Below are 22,425 nucleotides of genomic sequence, written 5' to 3' on the forward strand. Positions count from 1 at the left end.
CATGCATAATTTGAACATTCAACCAATCACCCTTCCGGGGTTAGAACTGAAAAGGCCAATCATCATTTCCGGCCCATGCAGTGCAGAAACAGAAGAGCAGGTAATGACCACTGCAAAGGAACTCGCCGCACAAGGCGTTAAAATATTCCGTGCCGGCATCTGGAAACCCCGAACCCGTCCCGGTGCTTTCGAAGGTGTAGGAACAGTAGGATTACCCTGGCTCAAGCGGGTAAAAGAGGAGACCGGAATGTTTGTCGGTGTTGAGGTAGCCACTGCCCACCATGTGTATGAGGCCGTAAAATTCGGTATCGATCTGGTATGGATTGGTGCCCGCACCTCGGCCAACCCATTTGCTGTTCAGGAGGTTGCAGATGCCATCAAGGGAATGGATATTCCCGTACTGATAAAAAACCCCGTAAACCCCGACCTGGAGTTGTGGATTGGTGCAATTGAGCGCATCAACAGAGCAGGAATTACCCAAATAGCAGCTATCCACAGAGGATTCAGCTCCTATGATCAGTCCGAATTTCGCAACCACCCACAGTGGCAAATTCCTATTGAACTGCGACGTAGAATCCCAGAACTGCCAATCATCACCGATCCCAGTCACATTGCAGGAAACCGTGAACTGCTCGAAGAGATATCCCAGGAGGCTATGGACCTCAACTTCGACGGACTGATCATCGAGTCTCATACTTGTCCCGACAAAGCATGGAGTGATGCCAAGCAACAAATCACCCCGGTACGCCTAAAAGAAATCATTGACAATCTTGTTCTCAGACGTCCTAAAATTGGTGATACCCCTCGTGTAACACTGGATGAGTTGCGTAAAAAAATTGACTTGCTGGATGACCAGTTACTGGATTTGCTGAAAGAAAGGATGAATATTTCGGAAGCCATCGGAAAATACAAATACGACAACAAAATTACCATTCTTCAGACCCGCAGGTACGACGAAATAATGAACAACCGAAGAGACCGGGGATCACAGCGCGGTTTGGACGAGGAGTTTATTACCCGTATTTTTGAATCCATTCATGAGGAATCCATTCATCGTCAGAATGAAATCATGAATAAGGCAACCACTAAGAAATAAGAAAACCTTTTTGGAATGAAGATATGTATTCTGGGCGCAGGAAAAATGGGAACCTGGCTTACCGACGCTTTGTGCCTGCAGCACGAAGTAGCCATTTACGATCCCGACATGGAGCGTCTGCGCTTTGTATTCAATACCCAGCGACTTACAAAACCTGAAGAAATCACGGCATTTGCTCCGGAACTATTGATTAATGCAGCCAACCTGAAATATACCATCCCGGCTTTTAAGTCGGTGATGGATTATTTACCTGAAAGTTGCATTTTATCAGATATCGCCTCTGTGAAAACCGGATTGGAAGATTTTTATAAAGAAACCGGGAAGCGATATGTCTCCACCCACCCTATGTTTGGCCCCACATTCGGAAACCTGAAAGAATTGCGCCAACATCACGCGATTATCATCAGCGAATCGGACCATATGGGAAAGACTTTTTTCAAAGATTTTTTCGGTTCACTGGGACTCAACATCCATGAATACAGTTTTGAAGAACATGACCAGACAATTGCATATTCTTTGTCGGTTCCATTTGCTTCAACTCTGGTGTTTGCCGCCTGTATGAAAAAACAGGATGCTCCGGGAACCACCTTTCGCAAACATCATGACATAGCCAAAGGTCTCCTTTCTGAGGATGATTATCTGTTGACGGAAATCCTGATGAACCCCTTTACCACCGGTCAGGTGGAAAAAATCAGACAGGAACTGAAAGGACTCCTGGCTTTGATTGAGAGTAAAGACACAGAAGGCTTACAGGGATTTCTGAAAAAGGTACGCCAAAACATCGAAGAGTAATATTTGAATGCAAGTCAATAACCGGATATTATTAGGCATGAGTGGAGGGCTCGACAGTACTATGTCGGCCCTTTTACTTAAACAACAGGGTTATCAGGTCATAGGCCTTACCTTAAAAACCTGGCATTTGCATCCCGGGAAATACGAGCAGGAACTTCAAAAAGCTGCTTCTCTGGCAAAAAAACTGAATATTGAACACAGCATTTTGGACATTAGCCGTTCCTTTCACGAAGAAGTGGTGGATTATTTTTGCAGGGAATACCAAACAGGCCGTACACCCAATCCATGTAACCGTTGTAACCCGGTCATCAAATGGCCCTGGCTGATAAAAAAAGCCGAAGAATTAAACTGCAGATTTGTTGCCACCGGCCACTATGTGCAAAAAGTAAAAGATAACGGAAAGTGGTACATTAAAAAAGGAGCAGATCCTTCCAAGGATCAATCCTATTTTCTTTGGAATCTCAGTCAGGAAATTCTTGAAAAGGCAATCTTCCCATTGGGCAATTTAACAAAAAGTGAAGTTCGCCAAATGGCATTGGATTATGGATTAAAAGAGACAGCCCGAAAGCAGGAGAGCATGGGTGTATGCTTTTTGGGAGGAACCAATTACAGAGATTTTCTTACACAAAAACAAGCAAACAACGAACTGACCATACATCCCGGAAAAATCGTTGATGAGGAAGGAAATATACTGGGGACACACCGCGGCCTGGCATTTTTTACCATCGGTCAAAAAAAAGGACTGGGACTTCCGGACAAAAAGTTTTTTGTAAAAGAGATGGGCCCTGAAACCAACCGGATTATTGTATCAAAAACGGCCACCCTCTCCACATCCACCTTAAAGCTCACCGAGTTCAACCTCATTCCGAATCTGGAAGAAAACCGGAAATATCAGGTGGACATCCGAATTCGGGGAATTGACAAGGTTCCCTCGTTACCGGGATTCATAACCTTGCATTCCGATAAGCTGTTGGTGGATTTTGAAGAAGAAGCATGGGGAATAACACCCGGTCAAAGCATTGTGTTCTACCAAAAAAATATAGTAATCGGAGGCGGACTGGTTATATCCTGATCTCCAAAATATTTTTGGTTGTCTTAGTTACCTTAAACCGGTCATCAATTCTGTATCCGACAACCCATGCAATATCCTCTCCCGAAAGGAGCAACCAAACCTTTTCCTTTTCTACCCTGGAGAGCTTCTCATCCACAAAAAAATCACTCAGCTTTTTAAATTTCTCCATACCCAAAGGTCTAAAAAGATCACCCTGATGCCAGCGCCGCACTTTCAGCGGAAAATCGATGCAGTCAGCATCAAGATGAATGCATTGCGGATCACGGGAGAATTTAAAATCCTTATTTACTTCATATTGCTTTAACCTCAAGCTCAGAGAACCGGTAAGCACCTCCCCCTGTCCATTTTCAATATAGAAGACTTCTGCTTCCTCTGTGTCGCGGGGCAATAGTATGAGATTATAGCGGTCGCGAACCAGCCGATAATTTTGTGAGAAAAATTGTTTTCCCGGGATGCCTTCAAAGCTTTCTATAATTTCGGAAATGGTAGCCCCGTTAAATCCGTATGGTCTGAGAATCTCAAATAAGACGACCTCTCTTTGCGGATGCTCACGGATCAACCGGATGGGAATCAGCATATGCTCCCCCTCCCTGGCTAGCAACTGGTGTTTCAGCTCCTCCATATGATTCAGGAAAACCTGCCAGACATCATCAATGTTTTTGAAATTTCGTTGCATCGTGGAGAAAAAAGAGGGATTCAGTTTCTCCATCTCCGGAAGGATATTATGCCGAATGAAATTGCGCTGATAGGCGGTATCCAGGTTGGAAGAATCTGTTCTGAAGGGAATTTGATTCTGAAAACACCATTTTTCAATCTCTTCCCGGCGAAATGCAAGCAACGGCCGAAGCAAAGCTTCATTGCATTCCCGCATTCCCCGCAAACCACGCACACCGGTTCCTCTGGCAAGGTTCAAAAAGAAAGTTTCTATCATATCATCGCCATGATGCCCGGTAGCAAGCCGATGAAATCCCATTTTCTCAACCAGCTCCCAAAACCATTGATACCGAAGTTCCCGGGCGGCCATTTCTATGGAGATTCCTTTTTGCCTGGACTCCTCCTGCGTATCGAAATGTTTAATATGCAACGGGACCTGTTTTTCACGGCAATAATCCGTCACAAAACGTTCATCCTCATCAGACTCGTCACCCCTGAGGTGAAAATTACAATGAGCGGCTTCACAGTTATATCCTAACATTAGAAGTGCATTGAGCAATGCCATGGAGTCGGCGCCACCACTAAGAGCCACCAAAATACGCTGATCAGGCATTACCTGATGTTTTTCCAATATTCTTTTAACCCCTGAAGGAATCATATACATTATCTTTAGTAAAAAGAGACCGCAATCTCTCGGCTTTGAGCAGACATTCCTCATATTCTTCCTCAGGATCACACATTCCCGTTATGGCACTTCCGACAGTATAAGAAAGATGTCCGGAACGAAGGTTATACAACAAACTGCGAATGACCACATTAAAATCATAATCCAATTCAGGAGTAACATACCCCACAGCCCCGGAATAAAGACTCCTACTTCTCTTTTCATACCTGTCAATAAGCTGCATTGCCCTTATTTTGGGTGCTCCGGTCATCGATCCCATGGGAAAGCTATGCTTTACAGGATCCAGCCAGTTGGCATCAGAATGCATCTGAGCAGAAACAGTAGAAATCATCTGATAGACACCGGGATAAGGTAAAACAGAGCAAAGCTCCTCAACTTTTACGGTGCCACGAGCAGCCACCCGGGAGAGATCATTTCTCACCAGATCGGCAATCATAATATTCTCCGCCCTCTCTTTGTCTGAGTCTGCCAAACTTTTCATCACACTGTAATCATCCTGATTGTCAGAGCTCCTTCGGGCAGTCCCTTTCATCGGTTGTGAGATTAATCGGGCTCCCCGTTTTCTAAGATATCGTTCAGGAGATGCCCCCATCAGGAAGGAATCATTATCCCGCAGCAAAACAGCAAAAGGCATTGGAGCAACATGAACCAACTCAGAAAATACCTTTCCGGGATTAAGCTTGTTTTTTTTGGCAAAAAAATCGATACAATAGTTGATTTCATATATATCCCCTCTATGAATGTGTTCCTTTAACTTATCAACAGTTTCCAGATATTCGTTTCGTGAAACATTGGATTCAAAACGTACATCAGGAAGCTCCTCGTCAGGGATTTCAATTTGGCGCAAAACATCAAGAAAGCGCTCAGCATCCTTCATTTCATCATGATCGGTCTGAAAACCAAGTTGCCAGTTTTCATTACTCTTCCGGACCATAAAACGAGGCTGAAAGAATCGAAACCTCTCGAAGCCAATGGGATCGTTGTTTTCGGACAAAAGATCCGGTTCCAGGTCATTTTTCAAATCATAAGAGAAATATCCAAGCAACCAATCATTTAGTGATGCAGCAGATTCTGCCAAATGTCCGAGGGCCCCATCAAACACGCATAAAGCATCAAATCCGGCAAGAAAATCAAATTCATGGTAGAGGTATGCCTGTCCGTTGTAAAACGGATATTTATCCGTCAACACCGCAGCATGTTTATATTCATTTACCAGTTGGTAGAGTCGCTGTTCAAACTTCCGGGAATACTCTCCCGGGAAAAAAGAAAACCATTTACGCATGCTTGCAAATTTAAGCGTAACGGGTCTCATTCACAAATTATCAGCCGGGTTGTGAAGTCATTCGTAAAACAATGCGTTCGGTGGCTCGAAGATTGGGATAAAAAAAAGAGACCACCCCGAAGGGCAGCCTCTCAAAAAGCTATGGTATCCGAAAAATCAAATGGTTATTAGTTTTTGCCTAAATAGTTGGCAATACCCTCCTGGGTTGCCTGAAGAGCTTCGTCACCCTTGTGCCAGTTGGCAGGGCAAACTTCTCCGTTTTCTTCAAAGAACTGCAAAGCATCAACCATTCTCAATACTTCATCAACGCTACGTCCCAATGGCATATCATTCACCACCTGGTGACGCACCACGCCCTCTTTATCGATCAGGAATAATCCACGGTATGCTTGAGGATTACCATTGAAAACAGCCTTTCCTGTTTCATCATAATCCCATTCACCCGCCAATACATCATAATTTTCTGAAATGGTCATAGCGCTATCTGCAACCAATGGAAACTTAACGCCTTTAATTCCACCATCGTTTTTCTCTGTTTGCAACCACTTCCAGTGACTGAACTGCTGATCGGTAGATGCACCAACTACTGCTACATCTCTTTTTTCGAACTCGGCAAGCTTCTCCTGCATGGCCACAATTTCAGTCGGGCAAACAAATGTAAAGTCAGCGGGATAGAAGAAAAACACAACATATTTTTTTCCTTCGTATTGCTTCAATGAGAAGTTCTCTACAATTTCTCCACCGTTAACCACAGCAGGAGCTGTAAATTCCGGTGCTTTTTTTCCTACTAATACAGACATAGTTTAAGTTTTTATACGTTTCTAATTAAAATTCTGATTTGTTTCTATCAGCAAATTTACAAAAGAGAACTTTACCTCAAACTATTTCGGTACTTTTTTACCTTATTAATTACCGATACCATATTGACAAAATTTATAACTTAATAATCGTAAAATTGAACAATTAAGTGTGAAAGCATTATTCAATCTGGATTATTGATTGCACTACCTCTTACCCAACTCAATTACTTCCAAATCTTTAATTTCTCCGTTATTTATGGCAAATCGAATCGCCGTTCGAACCTGGTGGAACCCGGATTTGCCGGCAGCTCCGGGATTGATATGCAAACAGTTGAGATTTTTATCAAACATGACTTTCAAAATATGACTGTGGCCTGAGATAAACAAGTTGGGAGGATTTTTGTAAATATCTGCTTTAACTCCGGGAGCATATTTCCCAGGATATCCACCAATATGAGTCATCCATACCTTCAGGCCATTAACTTCGAAACGCTGATGCTCGCTGGTTCTGATGCGAATATTCCAGTCATCAATATTGCCATAAACGGCCCGGCATGTTTTGAAAGCTTCCAGATCTGTGAGCACATTCTCATCCCCTATATCTCCGGCATGCCACACCTCATCCACTTCGCTGAACAATTCAAAGAACCGCGGATCGAGGTAACCATGGGTATCTGATATCAAACCTATTTTTATCATTCAATCAGTATATAATTTATCTAACCTACCTTATACATAAAACAAGTACAATGTAAACAGGCTGAAAGCCTGAGAGCAACAGCCCGGGCAACACTCCGGGTTTTGAGGTATTCCTCATGCGCGTCCCTCTCATTATTGGTCGCGACGCGTCCAATTAATGAGAGAAGGTGCACTAAATATTTTTTTCTATATACGTTAGGCCAATTAAGAAAAAATTCTTTAATTTGATTTCAGGTAATTTACTACCTAATTAAAACAAAAATTACGAACCAATAAAAAAATAGTTATGGCAAAAGCAAAATTCTCCATTACCGGAAAAAATGATAATCCCACAAAATTCGTAGCAAAAGCACGAAATTTTGAAATCGTTATTGACGAACCGGAAAACCTCGGAGGAACCAATGCGGGCCCCAATCCCGTGGAGTATATTCTGGCAGGTTATGCAGGATGTATCAATGTAATGGGCCACATCATCGCCAAAGAGCAGGGCATTGAGCTAAATGGTCTGGAAATTACTCTTGAAGGTGATCTGGATCCGGACAAACTCTTTGGAAAACCTACAGATGCAAGAGCCGGGTACCAGGAGATCCGTCTTCAGGTAAAACCTGACTGTACAGCAACCCCGGAACAATTGAAAAAATGGATTGATGAAGTTGAATCACGTTGTCCGGTGAATGACAACCTGGCCAACACCACTCCTATTAAAGTGGAAGTTGTATAAAGAACCAAGGCACACGGTAACCGAATATATTACCGTGTGCTTTTAAAACAAAATAGTGTCTGTCCATAAAATCCCGTTTACTGCGTTATACCATTCACGGAAACTACTCATTTACTCAGGTAAACTCCGCATTTCCGTGAATGGCAAGCCTTGTAAACGAAACCTTATGAACAGACACAGTACTTGTAAAATGTTTTCCCGACTTTATAGACGGACTCAAAATAGGCCAACGACCACACCTGACAATATCAGTTTTTTCCCTACTTGTTGACTGCAGGTCTGTTTAATTTAAACCTGATTCTCAGAACACCATTTTCAAAAGAGCTCGACCCAAGAACAAATTCTCCCACTTCTGCAGTATTCTGCACATGAGCCCCAATACATGGGCATGCATCATAATCTCCAATGGTCACAATCCGTATCTCATCCTCAGCATCTTCAGGCAACCGTGTCAAATTGTATCTCTTTTCTGCATTTTCCTTTGAGAGCCAATGCTCTTCAACCGGGAGGTGACGCATCAATTGTTCATTTACCAAATCCTCAATTGATTTCTCTTCCCCGACGGACAACGCCCGGTTAAATCTGTAATCGCATTTGGATTTTTTCCGCTCAAGATGGCTGCTGAAAGCTCTTTCAATTCCAAATAACCGAACCATTGTCTTATTCAGTATGTGTTCGGCCGTATGCATTTGTGGATCATAATTTTTCATGAAATCACCCCCGATCCTGTCAATTCATCATTTTCGTACCAGGCAGCAAACTGACCGGCAGTAATCCCACGCTGAGGCTCATCAAAAACGATAAACATTCCTTCTCCCCTTTTTATCAACACGCCATCCTGCAGTGGCTGACGATAGCGAATACGCACCTTCAGCCTGCGTGATTCGTTATCTTTCAATGCCAGGTCGGGACGAACCCAATGTACCTCCGCATTATTTATCTTCAATACTCGCCGAAAAAGACCGGGATGTTCTTTCCCCATTCCCACAAATACCTGATTGAATTCCACGTCGATGCCAATCACAAACAAGGGCTCAGCGAAACCGCCTATATCCAAACCTTTACGCTGGCCAATGGTATAAAAATGAGCACCATTGTGTTCGCCGATTCTTTGGCCATATCGGGGATGAAACGAATAAGATGCAGACAATTCCTCCAAAGCAGCAGTGTCAGCTTCCGGTTCGGCTTTGCTCCAATCTCTCTGAAACAACTCACTATCGGGCGGAATCAAAAAGACCCTGCCTTTTTTTGCTTCCAGCTTTTGCTGAAGAAAAACCGGTAAATCAACTTTTCCCACAAAACAAATACCCTGTGAATCCTTTTTATGAGCAGTAACCAGTTTCAGTTCACCGGCAACCTTACGAACTTCGGGCTTTACCATCTCTCCAATAGGAAATAAAGCTTTGGCCAACTGTTTCTGACTCAACTGACAGAGGAAATAACTCTGATCCTTATTCCCGTCGGCTCCGGCCAACAACCGGTAAACCTCCCCATTTTCGGTTTGTATGGTCTCCTTTCTGCAATAATGTCCCGTTGCCACATAATCAGCCCCCAATTCGAAGGCCTTATCCATAAAAACATCAAACTTAATCTCCCTGTTACATAGCACATCGGGATTTGGGGTACGTCCTTTTTCGTATTCTGAGAACATGTAATCCACCACTCTGGCCCGATACTCCGTACTCAAATCCACAAAGTGAAAAGGAATATTCAGTTTACGGGCAACTGCCTCGGCATCAAATTTATCATCGAGCCAGGGACAATCGGACTCCAACACCCCCGTGGTATCGTGCCAGTTTTTCATAAAAAGACCAATCACCTCGTACCCCTGCTCCTGCAACACACGAGCTGCAACACTGGAATCAACACCTCCCGAAAGGCCAACAACTACACGTTTCTTTTGATTTGTCATTCATCTTTGTTTTGGACTGCAAATTTAATGGTTTTGTTCCGATTAACAGCAAAAACAAAAAAACGGGATTCTCCAGACGAAGAATCCCGTTCCAACCAATTGTCAACAAACAAAAAAACTATTCATTTTTTAAGACCACCGCCTCATTTTTTAAACGTCCGGTTGCCTTTGCAATCTCATCACATTTTACCATAAAAAGGAAATACAGCTTTTTATGGTCCACCTGTCCATAGAGTCCCTCAAAATTCCCTTGTCCCTTGGAAATAATGACATCTGCCTTATTGAAAATCTCCATGAATTCCTCTGAACAATAGTCAGTCAAAGTAGATGGGGCGTCAAACCCATTATCCACAACTGTTGCAAACTCATGCATCCCTACTGCTTCAGCCTCATAGGTTGTTACATCATTCAAAACCGGATTTCCCCGCACCGCAAAAACAACATTCGGATGATTAAGGGTTTCAATAAAAAGCTTGTCTGTCACTATTTCACCGGCGTTATCGCCCAAATAAAGGACAGTCCGGGCTGCTTCCAAATCCCGAAACAATTCATCGGAGTGATCTATTCCTATTTTTTTATCCAGTGCCTCTGAAAATGTTGAATCCAAATCGAACTCATGCGGAGGGCCAAAATCAATAATATTACCTGCAAGTGCGTATCTTAATGCCGTTTTAAGCGGGTTATCGCTACTCAAAACACCATTCTTCAATTGCTCATACCGCTCCAAAAGTACATTGTTATAAAATTCTTTTTCTTCAAAATAAAGATCCTTTATCCCGGTCTCCTCACGAACAAGCTTATTCAAGAACTGAGCGCTCAACGGCGAAGGTTGGTTAACTCCATCGTTTTGCAGGAAATCCTCAAAAACACCCTTTAAAACAATCTGTCTGTCTTTAGCAATTTTATACTTTTCAAATAAACGAGTAGCCTGCTTGCGCAAACAAGGCACGCAATTTACATCAATCATACACAGTTATTAATGACTACATTGATTAACACCGGCCACCAACTTATCTGCCAGAAACTCATCAACCAATTCTTTTGGAACTTTTGCAGGTACACCAATGACGGGTTTAACCCCGAATTGATTAAACAAATCAACAGCCTTTTGACCAATCCCGCCTACCAGAACAACATTCACTCCTTCTTCACTGAGCCAACGCGGAATCACACCCGGCTCATGAGGAGGCGGAACAACCTCTTTGGTTTGCCGAACTTCACCGTTTACCACATCGGCGATGAAAAAAAACTCACAATGCCCAAAGTGGGCACTCAATAGACCGTTAACAACGGGAACTGCAACTCTCTGCTCCATATTTTACATTTAGATAATTAACAAAAAACAACCGGCCGGTTTCAAACAAAACGCTATAAAACAATCGGAAAACCGGCCGGTTGAAATCAATCATAAAGATTGTGTGCCAATTAATAAATTTCTTCAATAATTTAACAACAGACACACTTGCACTGAAAAAAACCTTTAAAAGTTACCGCGTCCGCTCATTCCTCTTCCGCGGCCGCGACCACTATTCCCCATTCCGGAACGACGCCCCGCACCACGCCTGTTTTCATCATTGGTATATCCGGGATTGTCATTTCCGCTACAAAGGCCTTTGCCTCTACCGGTACGGGATCCTTGTCCCATTGGTCCGGTTTTATCTCCTCGTGGCATAAAACATAGTTTTAATAAAAATTCGATACTACAAAGTGAACAAATGTTCACTTAAAAAGCAAATTTTTTTGAACTTTTATTCGCAGGTATGTAACAACTCAGGAATAGCCAACCTGGTAACTTTATTTTTTTCATTCAATGCGGTCATAATAAAGAGAGCTTTTGCTGCCAGATCTTTTTCGGTGCTGTACAGAGACTCACTAAATATTTTCACCTCAACTTCAAGTCTGACACTTCCTGCATTTTTGACATTTGCCACCACTTCAGCAATAGAATTTTCCTGAACAGGACAAATAAATTCCACATTTTCAACCTTGGCGGTAAACATTTTCTGACGCGTAGCACGTGTGGCACAAATAAATGCTACCTCGTCCATCCATTTCATCAACTCTCCGCCAAAAAGAGTTTCATTGGCATTTAAGGTTCCGGGAAAAACCATTTTACACTGCCTTGTTTCAGCTTCCCGAAAAAATTCCTGATGTGACATAACGCTTAATTTTGCTGCAAAAATAGTTATAAAATTCGAGTCTCCGAACAATCGTTCACTACCGCAACAATAGGATTCGATGAATTTACCTATATTTGCAAAATAAAATTTCAGTAAATGCCAAATCAACGACGCCAAAGAAAGATTCAGTCTCCCCCGCCCATGGATGGTTTTAAGCCCTATGGAGTGCGGATGAGAAACATGGAAAAGGTTATTTTGCTTTTTGAAGAATATGAAGCCATCAGACTGATTGACCACGAAGACCTGAATCAGGAAGAAGCTGCAGCAAGAATGGATGTGTCAAGGCCTACATTTACGCGCATATACAAAAAAGCAAGGCAAACCGTAGCCAAAGCTTTGGTAGAAGGAAAAGCGTTGTTGATTGAAGGTGGAACCTACATTTCCGAAAACTATTGGGTCCGTTGCGGTAAGTGTTCCAAATTAACCACCGCCCCCGATCCGGTACAGAACTGTCCCCATTGCCATTCGGATAAAATGAAAAACATTCATCAACCTGAATAAACAAAAAAACCGGTGTTTTAAGCCGGTTTTTTTTGTTTTACTATGATTCTTTATTTTTCTTTCTCCCAAATGGCTTCCATATCTTCCAGGGTCCTTCCTTTTGTTTCAGGAACATATTTCCACACAAAGATTAAAGAAAGAATACTCATGATACCATATACACTATAGGTCATTGCCCCACTGAACTCCATCATGGCCGGATAAGTAGATGAAATCAGGTAGTTGGCAGACCACTGAGCTGCCACAGCGATAGCAACAGCTTTACCCCGTATCCTGTTGGGAAATATTTCGGAGATCAGCACCCAGGTAATGGGTCCCCATGACATCATAAAGGACGCAGTATAAACGATCATAAATACAAGTGTGCTGATGCCGATAACATCAAAATAAGCCAGGCCGGCAATGGCAAACATACCGATGGCCATACCTGAAGATCCAACAATCAGCAAAGGTTTCCTTCCCCATTTGTCAACGGTAAATATTGCAACAACTGTGAATACAACATTTACAAGACCCATAATTACAGTCTGCATCATGGAAGCATCCTTGGCAGCCCCCATACTTTCAAAAATACGTGGTGCATAATACAGCGCCACATTGATACCCACAAACTGCTGAAAAATAGAGAGTAGAATACCTACAACAATTACAGTTTTACCGAAGGAGAATAATTTCCCGGAGTGGTGTTCCACACTGCTTTTGATGTCCTGCATTATTGACCGGGCAATTTCCTTACCGTTAATACGGCTCAAAATACTGTAAGCTTTCTCATCCTGATGGTTCAACGCCAAATAGCGGGGTGTTTCAGGAACCAGGAAGAGCAATAAACCAAACAGACCCGCAGGAACAGTTTCAGATAAGAACATTCTTCTCCAACCAACCTCATTTATCCACTCTAATGTCTGACCGTGCGCAATACCCCAGTTCACAAAATAAACCACAAGCATTCCGAAAATAATGGCAAACTGGTTCAGAGATACCAATGTACCCCGAATTTTGGCAGGAGCAACTTCACCAATATACATCGGGCTCACGGCAGAGGCAAGTCCCACTCCGATTCCTCCGATTACCCGGTAGAAATTAAACATTACCAATAAACCGATACTGGCCTCTCCGGCCTCAAAAAACAGAAACTCAGGATAAGCAGATCCCAGCGCAGAGATAAAAAACAAAATGGCAGCAAATTGCAAGGAACGTTTTCGCCCGAAATTAGAGGCAAGAATACCGGAGATCAGACCTCCAATTATACATCCAATTAAAGCACTGGAGGTAGTGATTCCATGAACCAACGTGCTCAATCCCTGACTGTCTATCAGGAATGCCTGTACAGATTTCTCTGCTCCTGAAATTACAGCCGTGTCATAGCCAAAAAGAAGTCCACCCAGGGTGGCAACAAGAGTGATGGCAATAACATAAAACTTATTTTGTCCTTCCATGAATATACTTTTATACTTAGTTTATAAAATACACTACGAAACTACAATAATTTTAATTAACTAAACAATATTAACAATTAATCTCCCAGCAAAAAAGAAGCGACAACCGTGAGTCACAGCGTCGCTTCCTTATTTAGAGAAAAATCTACGGCATGATTTAGATATACAGGTTGATCAACTGCTCATAAAGCTCCTGCTTACCGCTGGTCATGGCAGGTTCACCTGCCTCCAGAGCGATTTTACGCAGATCCTCGAGAGTCAGTTTGCCATTCTCAAATTCAGCACCTTTTCCGTTGTCAAATGAAGCATAACGGGTTGCACGCATTTTTTTGTAATCTGAGTCGGTAAGAAGTTTGTCAGCCGACTTCAAAGCACGGGCAAATACGTCCATGGCAGCAATGTGAGCAATAAAGAGATCGTCACGATCGGTAGAGTTACGACGCAATTTGGCATCGAAATTCACACCACCTGTTGTAAAACCACCAGACTCAAGAATTACGAGCATAGCTTCGATGGTCTCATAAATATTAATGGGGAACTGGTCGGTATCCCAACCATTCTGATAATCACCACGGTTGGCATCGATACTTCCGAGTAATCCGGCATTGGCAGCCATCTGCAACTCGTGCTGGAAGGTATGCTGAGCCAGGGTAGCGTGGTTCACTTCGATGTTCAGTTTAAAATCTTTGTCCAAACCATACTGACGCAGGAAGCCAATCACAGTTTCTGAGTCAAAATCGTACTGGTGCTTGGTAGGCTCCATTGGCTTAGGCTCAATCAGGAAAGTTCCGTTGAAGCCATTTTTGCGACCATAGTCACGGGCCATTGTGAGCAACTGAGCAAGATGTTCTTTCTCACGTTTGGTGTCGGTATTGAGCAAAGACATATAACCTTCACGACCACCCCAGAAAACATAGTTTTCACCACCAAGAGCAACAGTTGCATCAATGGCATTCTTAATCTGAGTTCCGGCATGAGCCAACACATTGAAATCAGGGTTGGTTCCGGCACCATTCATATAGCGGGGGTTGCTGAATACATTGGCAGTTCCCCAAAGCAATTTGATACCAGAAGCCTTTTGCTTTTCTTTGGCATATTCAATCATTGTTTGCAGACGCTTCTCAATGTCGCCAACAGCGCCATCTTCAACAACATCAATATCGTGGAAGCACCAGAAAGGCATTCCCAGCTTGGTCATAAACTCAAAAGCAGCATCCATACGGTTTTTGTTACGCTCTTCTACATCAGAAGAAGCATCCCAGGGAAACTTGGTTGTACCGCCACCAAACGGGTCACCACCATCACCGGTCATTGCATGCCAGTATGAAAGGGCAAAACGAAAATGCTCTTTCATGGTTTTTCCGGCAACAACCTCTTCTTCGTTGTACCATTTGAAAGCCAAAGGATTCTTTGAATCTTTACCTTCAAATTTAATTTTCCCTATCCCGGGAAAGTACTCTTGTTTTCCAATTAATACATCCATTGTTCTCTATTTTAAAAGTTTATTTAATTGTTGTTTCCAGTCTTCGTAATGTTCATTCACTTTATCTCTGTCGGCATCAGGCTTAATAACCTCGAGGCGTGTAAGATTATCGAAAGCTTCTTTGGGACTCTTCCAGATTCCGGCACCTACAGCAGCACCACGGGCAGCTCCCAATGAGCCATCAGTGTCATACAACTCAATGGTTGCATTGGCCAGGTTGGCAAGTGTCTGACGGAAAAGAGGGCTCAGGAACATATTGGCCTTTCCGGCTCGAATAACTTTTGTATCTACTCCCATATCGCCCATAATATCCATTCCATACCTGAAAGAAAATGCAATTCCTTCCTGTCCGGCTCTCAACAGGTGTGCCTGTTTATGAATATTGAAATTAAGTCCTTTAAGAACAGCTCCGGGGTTCACATCTTCCAAAACCCGTTCGGCACCATTTCCGAAAGGGAAAAACCGCAATCCTTCAGCTCCAACCGGTGCCTGCATTGCCACCTCATTAATTTGAGGATAATCCAGTTCTTTTGCGGTGTTCTGACGCAACCATGCATTGAGAATACCGGTTCCGTTGATACAAAGCAAAATTCCCAGACGACGCTGATCTGCAGTATGATTCACATGAGCAAATGTATTCACTCTCGATTTGGGGTCGGGAGCCAACCGGTCACTCACTCCGTAAACCACACCTGAAGTTCCCGCAGTGGCAGCAACCTCACCAGGCTCAAGCACGTTCAACGAGAAAGCATTGTTTGGTTGATCTCCAGCTCTGTATGCCACTGGAATACCAGCAGGAAGCCCCAGTTCAGAAGCCACTGTGGAGGTCAACTCTCCCTGAGGGGCAAAAGTCCCAACCTGTTCGGGTAAGAGCCCTTCATCAAATCCAAAATATTGGAGCAACTCTTTGGAGATGGAGTCTGACTGAAAATCCACAAATATTCCTTCAGACAACCCTGAGAGCGTAGTTGTTTTCTTTCCGGTGAGCCGATAGGCAATATAATCACCCGGAAGCATAATCTTATCAATCTTTTGATAAACTTCAGGCTCATTTTCCTTAACCCACTTCAATTTCGCAGCAGTAAAATTACCGGGAGAATTGAGCAAATGATTCAAAGACCATTCCTCACCCAGCGTCTTAAATGCCTCACGACCATAATCAACAGCCCTGCTGTCACACCAGATAATGGATGGCCGAACTACGTTTCCATCTTTATCCAGGGCAACCAGCCCATGCATCTGGTAGGTAATACCAATGGCTTTAATATCAGACACCTCAATATTTGCGGTGTCCAAAACTTCTTTAAGCGCATTTTTAATATTTTCCCACCAATCTTCGGGTGCCTGTTCAGCCCATTCAGCCTGCGGAACCGAAATGGCCATCTCAGTTTTTGGATAAAACGCCGAGGCGGCACTGGTACCTTTTTCTATATCCAGCAGACTTACTTTAACTGATGAACTCCCTATGTCAAAACCAAGTGTGTACTTCATTTTACTCTGTTCTGTTCTGGTTAGATATTAATATAAATTCTTCAAACTCTATTTGTTATTTTTCATTGTTACAAAGATTCCCGGATACGTAAAGTTGTAGGTATGCAGAGTCGCATTGGTTCATCATTGGCAACAAATTCGGCAGCTCTTCTTCCCATTTCTGCAAAGTCGGTGGACAAGACTGTTATTCCTTTGTAGATGAACTTTTTCATCGGGGTTTCATTGTATGAAACAAATCCTACATCCTGTCCAGGTTCCAGATTTTTCTCCCGCGTTTGTTCCAAAAAACGACCAAGAATCCGGTCACTTACACTAATATAAGCAACACCTTTCTTAATATCAAATAAATCACTGTTTTTTAAGACATCATATTTGACATGATGCTTTTTACAAAACTTAATAAAATAATTGACTGATTCGTAGGGGTGGTTGGTATATTCAGGATACACAAACTCAAAGTGATCGTATTTTTTGATCAGATGAAGGGCCTTTTCAAACTCTTCAAACAGTGGTCGTCCAAAATCCTGATAAAGAATATTGCTTTCCGGAGTAGAATAAAGATTCCAGTCAATAAGCAAAAGTTTATCCTGGGGAATGACTCCAAGAATATCCTGCATCGATGGGTCATCAAATGGCATTACCACATATTTGGCATACTTCCCGATGCTTTCCTCAATCTGCTTTTTGAAAACATCCGGTTTATAATGGTGAAAATGAACATCCGCAATAACATTCTTGGGCAAATTTTTAAAAAAGGAATCATACAATACTTCCTTATAAGCCTTAAAAGTATCGAGAAACAAAAACACCCTCCGGATCTCTTTTGCTATAAAGTAACCTTTATTCGGGACACTTTCGATAACTCCCTGCTCTTTTAATAAAGAATAAGCCTTAAAAACGGTATCTCTGGACAGCGTGTATTCTTTACAAACCTGATTTACCGATGGCAAATGGTCACCAATACTAAGCTTTTTTTCCGAAATTGCATTGTTTACGGACTCTACCAATTGACGAAATTTCGGGACATCCGAAGTGCTATCAATCAGGAACTTAAAGTCATTTATTTTGTTATTTTCAGCCATTCTGTTCTGGTATGTGGACAGTGCAAATATAGTTTATTTATAATTACGACCATAAAATGTTCAATAAAAAAATTCCACACACCGGGACATCAATCACTAAAATACTGGTCTAAAAATAATTAGCTCACATATTTTTTTTCTTGAGTTGACATAAGCTTTATTTAGTGTCTGTCCATAAAGTCCAACTTCTGCGTTGTTGCTCAAAACCTAAATCCACAAATACATTAGAATTCTGCAGTTTAGATTTTTAACACGCTTTGAATTTGACCTTTCTAGTTCAAGCATGGGAAAAACGCTTAGTTTATGGAAGACTTTATTTGACAGGTTTGGTTAAATATCATTAATAAAAAGACTCCAAGGGCAATAAAACAAATAAAGAGACTACATTTGCATCGGTTTTGGAAGAAATTCAAGTAAACAAAGAAACTTCTGAAACAGGTCGCTCAAGTTGTTTATTCAATCAACTGGATCCTGAAAGGGTCAGATATTGAAGTTACAATTGCCCGGCCTCCCGGACAAAACGATAGAACATCCAATCGTCCGGCTTTTTACTTCACGTTAATTCAACCAAAAAAGATGGGCGGTTGTGAAAGCGTGAAACTCATTACTGGGAACACGTTTCTTTTTTGGTTGTAAGCATTTCCGCAAATTCTATCAAAGAAACATTTTGGGATTTTAAAGGTACCGTCAGGCTTTATCTGTCGTATCGGAATATGTCTGATGAACACCCTTTCGGACATTATGGAATTTTATTATGTCATTTTCCAGCAAGACAAGTATTTGGGTCCATCTTACAAAATGTATATCACCAAAAAGGTGATTTCTAATTTATCATTTATGATTACATTTAAAGAAACAGGGTTAAAGCCCGAAATTTTAAAATCTCTGGATGAGATGGGATTTGAAACACCAACCCCCATTCAGGCAGAGACCATTCCTTACATTTTAGACTCCACCAACGATCTGATTGCTCTGGCACAAACAGGAACGGGAAAAACCGCAGCTTTCGGACTACCTGTTCTCAACAAAATCGAGATCAACAAGAAAGAGATACAAAGCATCGTTCTTTGTCCTACCAGAGAATTGTGCCTGCAGATAACCAGTGACCTGCACAAATTCAGCAACAATATCGATATTACAGTAGTGCCGGTTTACGGAGGAGAACCAATATATCGCCAGCTCGGAGCACTCAAAAAGGGCTGTCATATGGTTGTAGGTACTCCCGGACGGGTAAACGACCTCATCAACAGAGAGAAACTGGATTTATCTTCTGTTCGCTTTCTGATTTTGGACGAGGCCGATGAAATGCTGAAAATGGGATTTAAAGATGAGATGGATGCCATTCTTGCTCAAACACCTGCTATGAAGCAAACACTGCTCTTCTCAGCAACCATGCCACCTGATATCGCTTCTTTGACCGGAAGATATATGAACACTCCTCATAAAATCAGCGTAACCAGTCAAAACAAAACAGCGGAGAACATCGACCACAAATATATGGTCACCTCTCCTCCCACCCTCTATCCAGCACTGCGTCGATTTGCTGATATGCATTCCGACATATACAGCATTGTTTTTTGTCGCACCCGTCAGGAAACAAAAGACATTGCTGACAAACTGATTGCAGACGGCTACAATGCTGATTCACTGCACGGAGACCTGTCACAGGGCCAAAGAGACCTGGTAATGGGACGGTTTCGCAAAAAACACCTGCAGATTCTCGTAGCTACGGATGTCGCCGCCAGAGGCCTGGATGTCACAGAGTTGACACACGTCATCCACTACCATCTTCCGGATGATCCGGAAAATTATGTTCACCGAAGCGGCAGAACCGGAAGAGCGGGAAAATCAGGTATATCAATGGCCATAATCACTCCGGGAGAGCAACGAAAAATAAAGATGTTGGAGCGGCAGGTCAAAACAAACTTTACCAAAGAAATGGTTCCGCAGGGTAAAGAAGTGTTCAAGCGCAGATTATCCACCTACCTGGACAATGTGGCTGAGTGTGATGAACAAAAATTCCCGGTAGCTGAGTTTGAAGAGATAATCAACGAAAAGCTGGGGCACCTCAGCAAGGAAGAATTGCTGAATAAATTTATGTCCAAAGAATTTGGCCGTATTTATCAGGAATACAAAAATTCAACCGATCTCAATTCAACCACAAGTTCATCACAAAGAAAAGGTCGTGGGCCTAAGAAAGCCGGTGCAGGAAGAAAAGGCAACCGTCTCTCCAGATTCTCCATTAACCTTGGTGAAAAGAATAACCTGCGTCCCGATTTGCTGATCAACATCATCAACAGACATACCCCGGAGTATAAAATCCGGATCGGAAAAATCGACATTCAAAACAAACATACAGTATTTGAAGCAGACGGAAATTACGAGAAAGAATTAATCAAAGCTTTCCGAAAAGCACGTTACAAAGGAAATAACCTTTCGGTGCAGACATTTCGTTAAAACTCAATTCATCAACCTGATTAAGAACCGTGGTATTCTCAAGATATCACGGTTTTTTTTTGAGTGACACATAAAAAAGAGGGCCGTCCACAAATGTTATGTAAACGGCCCTCAATTAACCAAACCTAACCCTAAACTATGAGAAAACTTAATTAAATATAAACAAAGCTTGTTCCTATGTCAATAGAAAAGATGTTAAATACAAGGTCTGTTTATTTGTTCTCTTGTAATAAGTAAACAAACAAACCGGAAAAAAGATCAAAAGAGCAGGAAAAAATTCCTGCTCTTTCTTTACTTAACCTAATTAACCTAACCTTACCTAAACCTATGAAAAACCCCTTTGTTTTTCAGGGTGCAAATATAAGCGGAAAAAAATCTCACAAGCAAACCTTCCAAGTTAAACAAAGTTAAAGGTAACCGGACCTAATATTCAGAATTTGTAATTAAATGATATACTGAGGTTTTCCCTGAATTGAACATACTCCGATTCGTTGCTGTAATATCGCAGATATGTGGCAATACGGGTACTCAAAAAGACATTGATCTGCATATCCAGGATGAGCTCCCATTCAGCCTGAATCTGGTTATCATCCCTCATATATTCGTAGAAAAAATCCATCTTGGACCGGAGGTTAAAATCTTTTGCAATCTTACGGCTAAAACTATTCACAATGGAAGCTCCTCCCATATTATCAATCTTCTTATCCTCCGGAATTTTATACCTGGTCTGATCGAACTTTACCGTATCGGTTACAATCGTCATTTTGGAGGTAAAGGGCAAAATCATAAGGGTAAAATTCTTTTCCTTATAATCCATACCAAGAGCCATTGTCAGATAACCGGGAGCCATAAAACCAGAGACCGGATTTTCCTTTTCGGTATCGCTGCTTTCATAGCCATTAAAAAACTGGGTTTTAAAGTTAAGCAGTCCACTATAAAACCACTTTTTACCGGCACTCAAACCATATTTAGAGTTCAGCTCTATCAAATCGTCGTTGAACCTGGATTTTTTTTCTTCAGTATTTAATATGCCCAACTTGTGAATGATGTAACTTTCCCATTCCACATTGTTTTTTTTATACCTGGCCTGCAACCGCAGGTCGCTCAATAACGCAACAGAATTCTCACCACCCTTCACCCAATTTTCCTGAAATGCCTGAGAAACCTGAATATTCTCTGTTCCTCCATACACCCAGGTTCGCTGAATGGCCTTTTTCTTCTCAAGTTTTCGATTGGTTTCCGGTGTATCCCATTGCAATAAACTACTGATGCTTTCATTGGCCGAGCGGTGACTGATGTACCCTTCTCCATAATAAAATCTTGGCGGATCAGGTATCTCACTCCACAATTCATCAGCAAAATCAGGCCGGTTGTATAAAGCTTTGATTGTAAGTTCGTCAGCTAGTGAACGTTCAAATCCTTTCATCAACGTATCAACCCTTGCCGGATGTCTGAGAAAGTTCTGATATTCCTGAACAGAAGGCTTTAATTGCACTGAGGTATCATAAACAAAAAGGTCATTCTCTCTCCCCTTGTACTTTAAACTCATGGCATAGGGATTGTACATGGAAGGTTTTTCCCAATGAGGTGACAAATTCCATGGATTATGAAATCCTCTAAAAAAAACTTTTGAAAATAATCTATTGCGATCCCACTGGCGCAAAACCTGATTCCGGATAAAATGATTCCAGTAATTTTGGGTTTTGATTTTAATTCTCCCTTTCGAAAACCATCTTTTTTCTGAATACAAGGAATCCAATTTCATCAGGCGTTGTAAAATTGCACCATTGTCCTGATCCTCTAAAGAATCAGGATTAATCATAATCCGGGATTTCTGATGATCCGGAATTACCAGATCCACCTCCACCGAATCCACGGAAAGAACCTGACTGAAACTACCGGAAGTAAAACCGACAAAAATAAAAAGAAGAAATAAAACCCGTTTTAACATGCTGTTCAAAATTCTGGCTGTAAAAATAATGGTTTTTAACCCAACTTGCAAACATGCATCCATAAAAAGCTGTTTGACAGCATGATACACTTTGTATTTTTACATTTGGGTCACCACTTTTGTTTTTCTGA

General features: G+C 42.0%; 21 protein-coding genes. 6 read left to right on the plus strand and 15 right to left on the minus strand.

Going from position 1 to position 22,425, the window contains the following annotated elements; all coding sequences use genetic code 11:
* Position 1: 1 nt before the first annotated feature.
* Genes BY457_RS08435 through mnmA (BY457_RS08445) form a run of 3 tightly spaced genes read left to right on the plus strand, consistent with a single transcriptional unit; the run spans position 2 to position 2,960 of the window.
* Positions 2-1,096 (plus strand): bifunctional 3-deoxy-7-phosphoheptulonate synthase/chorismate mutase type II, encoded by a 1,095-nt coding sequence (locus BY457_RS08435; RefSeq protein ID WP_106152884.1) that lies wholly within the window; start codon positions 2-4, stop codon positions 1,094-1,096.
* Positions 1,097-1,111: 15 nt separating this feature from the next.
* Positions 1,112-1,888 (plus strand): prephenate dehydrogenase/arogenate dehydrogenase family protein, encoded by a 777-nt coding sequence (locus tag BY457_RS08440; protein WP_106152885.1) that lies wholly within the window; start codon positions 1,112-1,114, stop codon positions 1,886-1,888.
* Positions 1,889-1,895: 7 nt separating this feature from the next.
* On the plus strand, positions 1,896-2,960 hold the full coding sequence (mnmA, locus tag BY457_RS08445) for a tRNA 2-thiouridine(34) synthase MnmA (protein WP_106152886.1): 1,065 nt from the start codon (positions 1,896-1,898) through the stop codon (positions 2,958-2,960).
* Here the strand turns inward: mnmA (BY457_RS08445) and tilS are convergent.
* The 4 genes from tilS to BY457_RS08465 form a co-directional block, all read right to left on the minus strand.
* Positions 2,950-4,272, minus strand: a complete 1,323-nt coding sequence (gene tilS / locus BY457_RS08450) for a tRNA lysidine(34) synthetase TilS (RefSeq protein WP_106152887.1) — start codon at positions 4,270-4,272, stop codon at positions 2,950-2,952. The two genes, mnmA (BY457_RS08445) and tilS, sit on opposite strands and share 11 nt — an antisense overlap.
* Positions 4,253-5,581 (minus strand): chorismate-binding protein, encoded by a 1,329-nt coding sequence (locus BY457_RS08455; RefSeq protein ID WP_106152888.1) that lies wholly within the window; start codon positions 5,579-5,581, stop codon positions 4,253-4,255. Before BY457_RS08455 ends, tilS begins: the two co-directional genes overlap by 20 nt.
* A gap of 167 nt (positions 5,582-5,748) precedes the next feature.
* Positions 5,749-6,381, minus strand: coding sequence for a peroxiredoxin (locus BY457_RS08460; RefSeq protein WP_106152889.1), 633 nt, complete (start codon positions 6,379-6,381; stop codon positions 5,749-5,751).
* Positions 6,382-6,585: 204 nt separating this feature from the next.
* A complete protein-coding gene (locus BY457_RS08465) occupies positions 6,586-7,080 on the minus strand; it encodes a metallophosphoesterase family protein (RefSeq protein ID WP_106152890.1) in 495 nt (164 codons plus the stop codon).
* Positions 7,081-7,366: 286 nt separating this feature from the next.
* On the opposite strand from BY457_RS08465, the gene BY457_RS08470 reads away from it, so the two are divergent.
* Positions 7,367-7,801 carry an OsmC family protein gene (locus BY457_RS08470; protein ID WP_106152891.1) on the plus strand — a complete coding sequence of 145 codons (435 nt, stop codon included), beginning with the start codon at positions 7,367-7,369 and terminating at the stop codon, positions 7,799-7,801.
* Positions 7,802-8,061: 260 nt separating this feature from the next.
* Here BY457_RS08470 and BY457_RS08475 read toward each other — a convergent pair whose 3' ends face one another.
* From BY457_RS08475 to BY457_RS08500, 6 genes are all read right to left on the minus strand, one after another.
* Complete coding sequence (locus BY457_RS08475; RefSeq protein WP_106152918.1) at positions 8,062-8,490, minus strand: hypothetical protein; 429 nt, start codon at positions 8,488-8,490, stop codon at positions 8,062-8,064.
* 17 nt (positions 8,491-8,507) lie between these two features.
* Complete coding sequence (gene mnmA / locus BY457_RS08480) at positions 8,508-9,713, minus strand: tRNA 2-thiouridine(34) synthase MnmA (RefSeq protein WP_106152892.1); 1,206 nt, start codon at positions 9,711-9,713, stop codon at positions 8,508-8,510.
* 118 nt (positions 9,714-9,831) lie between these two features.
* A complete protein-coding gene (locus BY457_RS08485; protein WP_106152893.1) occupies positions 9,832-10,680 on the minus strand; it encodes a damage-control phosphatase ARMT1 family protein in 849 nt (282 codons plus the stop codon).
* Between the two features lie 9 nt (positions 10,681-10,689).
* A complete protein-coding gene (locus BY457_RS08490) occupies positions 10,690-11,028 on the minus strand; it encodes a NifB/NifX family molybdenum-iron cluster-binding protein (RefSeq protein ID WP_106152894.1) in 339 nt (112 codons plus the stop codon).
* Between the two features lie 165 nt (positions 11,029-11,193).
* Complete coding sequence (locus BY457_RS08495; protein ID WP_106152895.1) at positions 11,194-11,385, minus strand: DUF5320 domain-containing protein; 192 nt, start codon at positions 11,383-11,385, stop codon at positions 11,194-11,196.
* A 76-nt stretch (positions 11,386-11,461) separates the two neighbouring features.
* Positions 11,462-11,872 (minus strand): acyl-CoA thioesterase, encoded by a 411-nt coding sequence (locus tag BY457_RS08500; RefSeq protein WP_106152896.1) that lies wholly within the window; start codon positions 11,870-11,872, stop codon positions 11,462-11,464.
* Between the two features lie 117 nt (positions 11,873-11,989).
* On the opposite strand from BY457_RS08500, the gene BY457_RS08505 reads away from it, so the two are divergent.
* A complete protein-coding gene (locus tag BY457_RS08505; protein ID WP_106152897.1) occupies positions 11,990-12,394 on the plus strand; it encodes a DUF134 domain-containing protein in 405 nt (134 codons plus the stop codon).
* Positions 12,395-12,444: 50 nt separating this feature from the next.
* Here the strand turns inward: BY457_RS08505 and xylE are convergent, their stop codons facing one another.
* The 4 genes from xylE to BY457_RS08525 all read right to left on the minus strand — a co-directional run bounded on the left by xylE (position 12,445) and on the right by BY457_RS08525 (position 17,886).
* Positions 12,445-13,830 carry a D-xylose transporter XylE gene (gene xylE / locus BY457_RS08510; protein ID WP_106152898.1) on the minus strand — a complete coding sequence of 462 codons (1,386 nt, stop codon included), beginning with the start codon at positions 13,828-13,830 and terminating at the stop codon, positions 12,445-12,447.
* A 157-nt stretch (positions 13,831-13,987) separates the two neighbouring features.
* On the minus strand, positions 13,988-15,313 hold the full coding sequence (gene xylA / locus BY457_RS08515) for a xylose isomerase (RefSeq protein WP_106152899.1): 1,326 nt from the start codon (positions 15,311-15,313) through the stop codon (positions 13,988-13,990).
* A gap of 6 nt (positions 15,314-15,319) precedes the next feature.
* Positions 15,320-16,804 (minus strand): xylulokinase, encoded by a 1,485-nt coding sequence (locus tag BY457_RS08520; RefSeq protein ID WP_106152900.1) that lies wholly within the window; start codon positions 16,802-16,804, stop codon positions 15,320-15,322.
* A gap of 68 nt (positions 16,805-16,872) precedes the next feature.
* On the minus strand, positions 16,873-17,886 hold the full coding sequence (locus tag BY457_RS08525) for a GntR family transcriptional regulator (protein ID WP_106152901.1): 1,014 nt from the start codon (positions 17,884-17,886) through the stop codon (positions 16,873-16,875).
* Between the two features lie 837 nt (positions 17,887-18,723).
* Here BY457_RS08525 and BY457_RS08530 point away from each other — a divergent pair.
* On the plus strand, positions 18,724-20,343 hold the full coding sequence (locus tag BY457_RS08530) for a DEAD/DEAH box helicase (protein ID WP_258176672.1): 1,620 nt from the start codon (positions 18,724-18,726) through the stop codon (positions 20,341-20,343).
* A gap of 430 nt (positions 20,344-20,773) precedes the next feature.
* Here the strand turns inward: BY457_RS08530 and BY457_RS08535 are convergent, their stop codons facing one another.
* Positions 20,774-22,294: a DUF3078 domain-containing protein gene (locus BY457_RS08535; protein WP_181256435.1), complete on the minus strand. Its 1,521-nt coding sequence runs from the start codon at positions 22,292-22,294 to the stop codon at positions 20,774-20,776.
* Between the last annotated feature and the right edge of the window lie 131 nt (positions 22,295-22,425).

This window comes from Marinilabilia salmonicolor (genome assembly GCF_003003035.1).
Taxonomy (GTDB): Bacteria; Bacteroidota; Bacteroidia; order Bacteroidales; family Marinilabiliaceae; genus Marinilabilia; species Marinilabilia salmonicolor_A.

What these genes read in the sequence shown, in the direction of transcription:
- BY457_RS08435 (WP_106152884.1), top strand. Translation starts at nt 2, where the DNA reads ATGCATAATTTGAACATTCAACCAATCACCCTTCCGGGGTTAGAACTG.
- BY457_RS08440 (WP_106152885.1), top strand. Translation starts at nt 1,112, where the DNA reads ATGAAGATATGTATTCTGGGCGCAGGAAAAATGGGAACCTGGCTTACC.
- mnmA (WP_106152886.1), top strand. Translation starts at nt 1,896, where the DNA reads ATGCAAGTCAATAACCGGATATTATTAGGCATGAGTGGAGGGCTCGAC.
- tilS (WP_106152887.1), bottom strand. Translation starts at nt 4,272, where the DNA reads ATGATTCCTTCAGGGGTTAAAAGAATATTGGAAAAACATCAGGTAATG.
- BY457_RS08455 (WP_106152888.1), bottom strand. Translation starts at nt 5,581, where the DNA reads ATGCGTAAATGGTTTTCTTTTTTCCCGGGAGAGTATTCCCGGAAGTTT.
- BY457_RS08460 (WP_106152889.1), bottom strand. Translation starts at nt 6,381, where the DNA reads ATGTCTGTATTAGTAGGAAAAAAAGCACCGGAATTTACAGCTCCTGCT.
- BY457_RS08465 (WP_106152890.1), bottom strand. Translation starts at nt 7,080, where the DNA reads ATGATAAAAATAGGTTTGATATCAGATACCCATGGTTACCTCGATCCG.
- BY457_RS08470 (WP_106152891.1), top strand. Translation starts at nt 7,367, where the DNA reads ATGGCAAAAGCAAAATTCTCCATTACCGGAAAAAATGATAATCCCACA.
- BY457_RS08475 (WP_106152918.1), bottom strand. Translation starts at nt 8,490, where the DNA reads ATGCATACGGCCGAACACATACTGAATAAGACAATGGTTCGGTTATTT.
- mnmA (WP_106152892.1), bottom strand. Translation starts at nt 9,713, where the DNA reads ATGACAAATCAAAAGAAACGTGTAGTTGTTGGCCTTTCGGGAGGTGTT.
- BY457_RS08485 (WP_106152893.1), bottom strand. Translation starts at nt 10,680, where the DNA reads ATGATTGATGTAAATTGCGTGCCTTGTTTGCGCAAGCAGGCTACTCGT.
- BY457_RS08490 (WP_106152894.1), bottom strand. Translation starts at nt 11,028, where the DNA reads ATGGAGCAGAGAGTTGCAGTTCCCGTTGTTAACGGTCTATTGAGTGCC.
- BY457_RS08495 (WP_106152895.1), bottom strand. Translation starts at nt 11,385, where the DNA reads ATGCCACGAGGAGATAAAACCGGACCAATGGGACAAGGATCCCGTACC.
- BY457_RS08500 (WP_106152896.1), bottom strand. Translation starts at nt 11,872, where the DNA reads ATGTCACATCAGGAATTTTTTCGGGAAGCTGAAACAAGGCAGTGTAAA.
- BY457_RS08505 (WP_106152897.1), top strand. Translation starts at nt 11,990, where the DNA reads ATGCCAAATCAACGACGCCAAAGAAAGATTCAGTCTCCCCCGCCCATG.
- xylE (WP_106152898.1), bottom strand. Translation starts at nt 13,830, where the DNA reads ATGGAAGGACAAAATAAGTTTTATGTTATTGCCATCACTCTTGTTGCC.
- xylA (WP_106152899.1), bottom strand. Translation starts at nt 15,313, where the DNA reads ATGGATGTATTAATTGGAAAACAAGAGTACTTTCCCGGGATAGGGAAA.
- BY457_RS08520 (WP_106152900.1), bottom strand. Translation starts at nt 16,804, where the DNA reads ATGAAGTACACACTTGGTTTTGACATAGGGAGTTCATCAGTTAAAGTA.
- BY457_RS08525 (WP_106152901.1), bottom strand. Translation starts at nt 17,886, where the DNA reads ATGGCTGAAAATAACAAAATAAATGACTTTAAGTTCCTGATTGATAGC.
- BY457_RS08530 (WP_258176672.1), top strand. Translation starts at nt 18,724, where the DNA reads ATGATTACATTTAAAGAAACAGGGTTAAAGCCCGAAATTTTAAAATCT.
- BY457_RS08535 (WP_181256435.1), bottom strand. Translation starts at nt 22,294, where the DNA reads ATGTTAAAACGGGTTTTATTTCTTCTTTTTATTTTTGTCGGTTTTACT.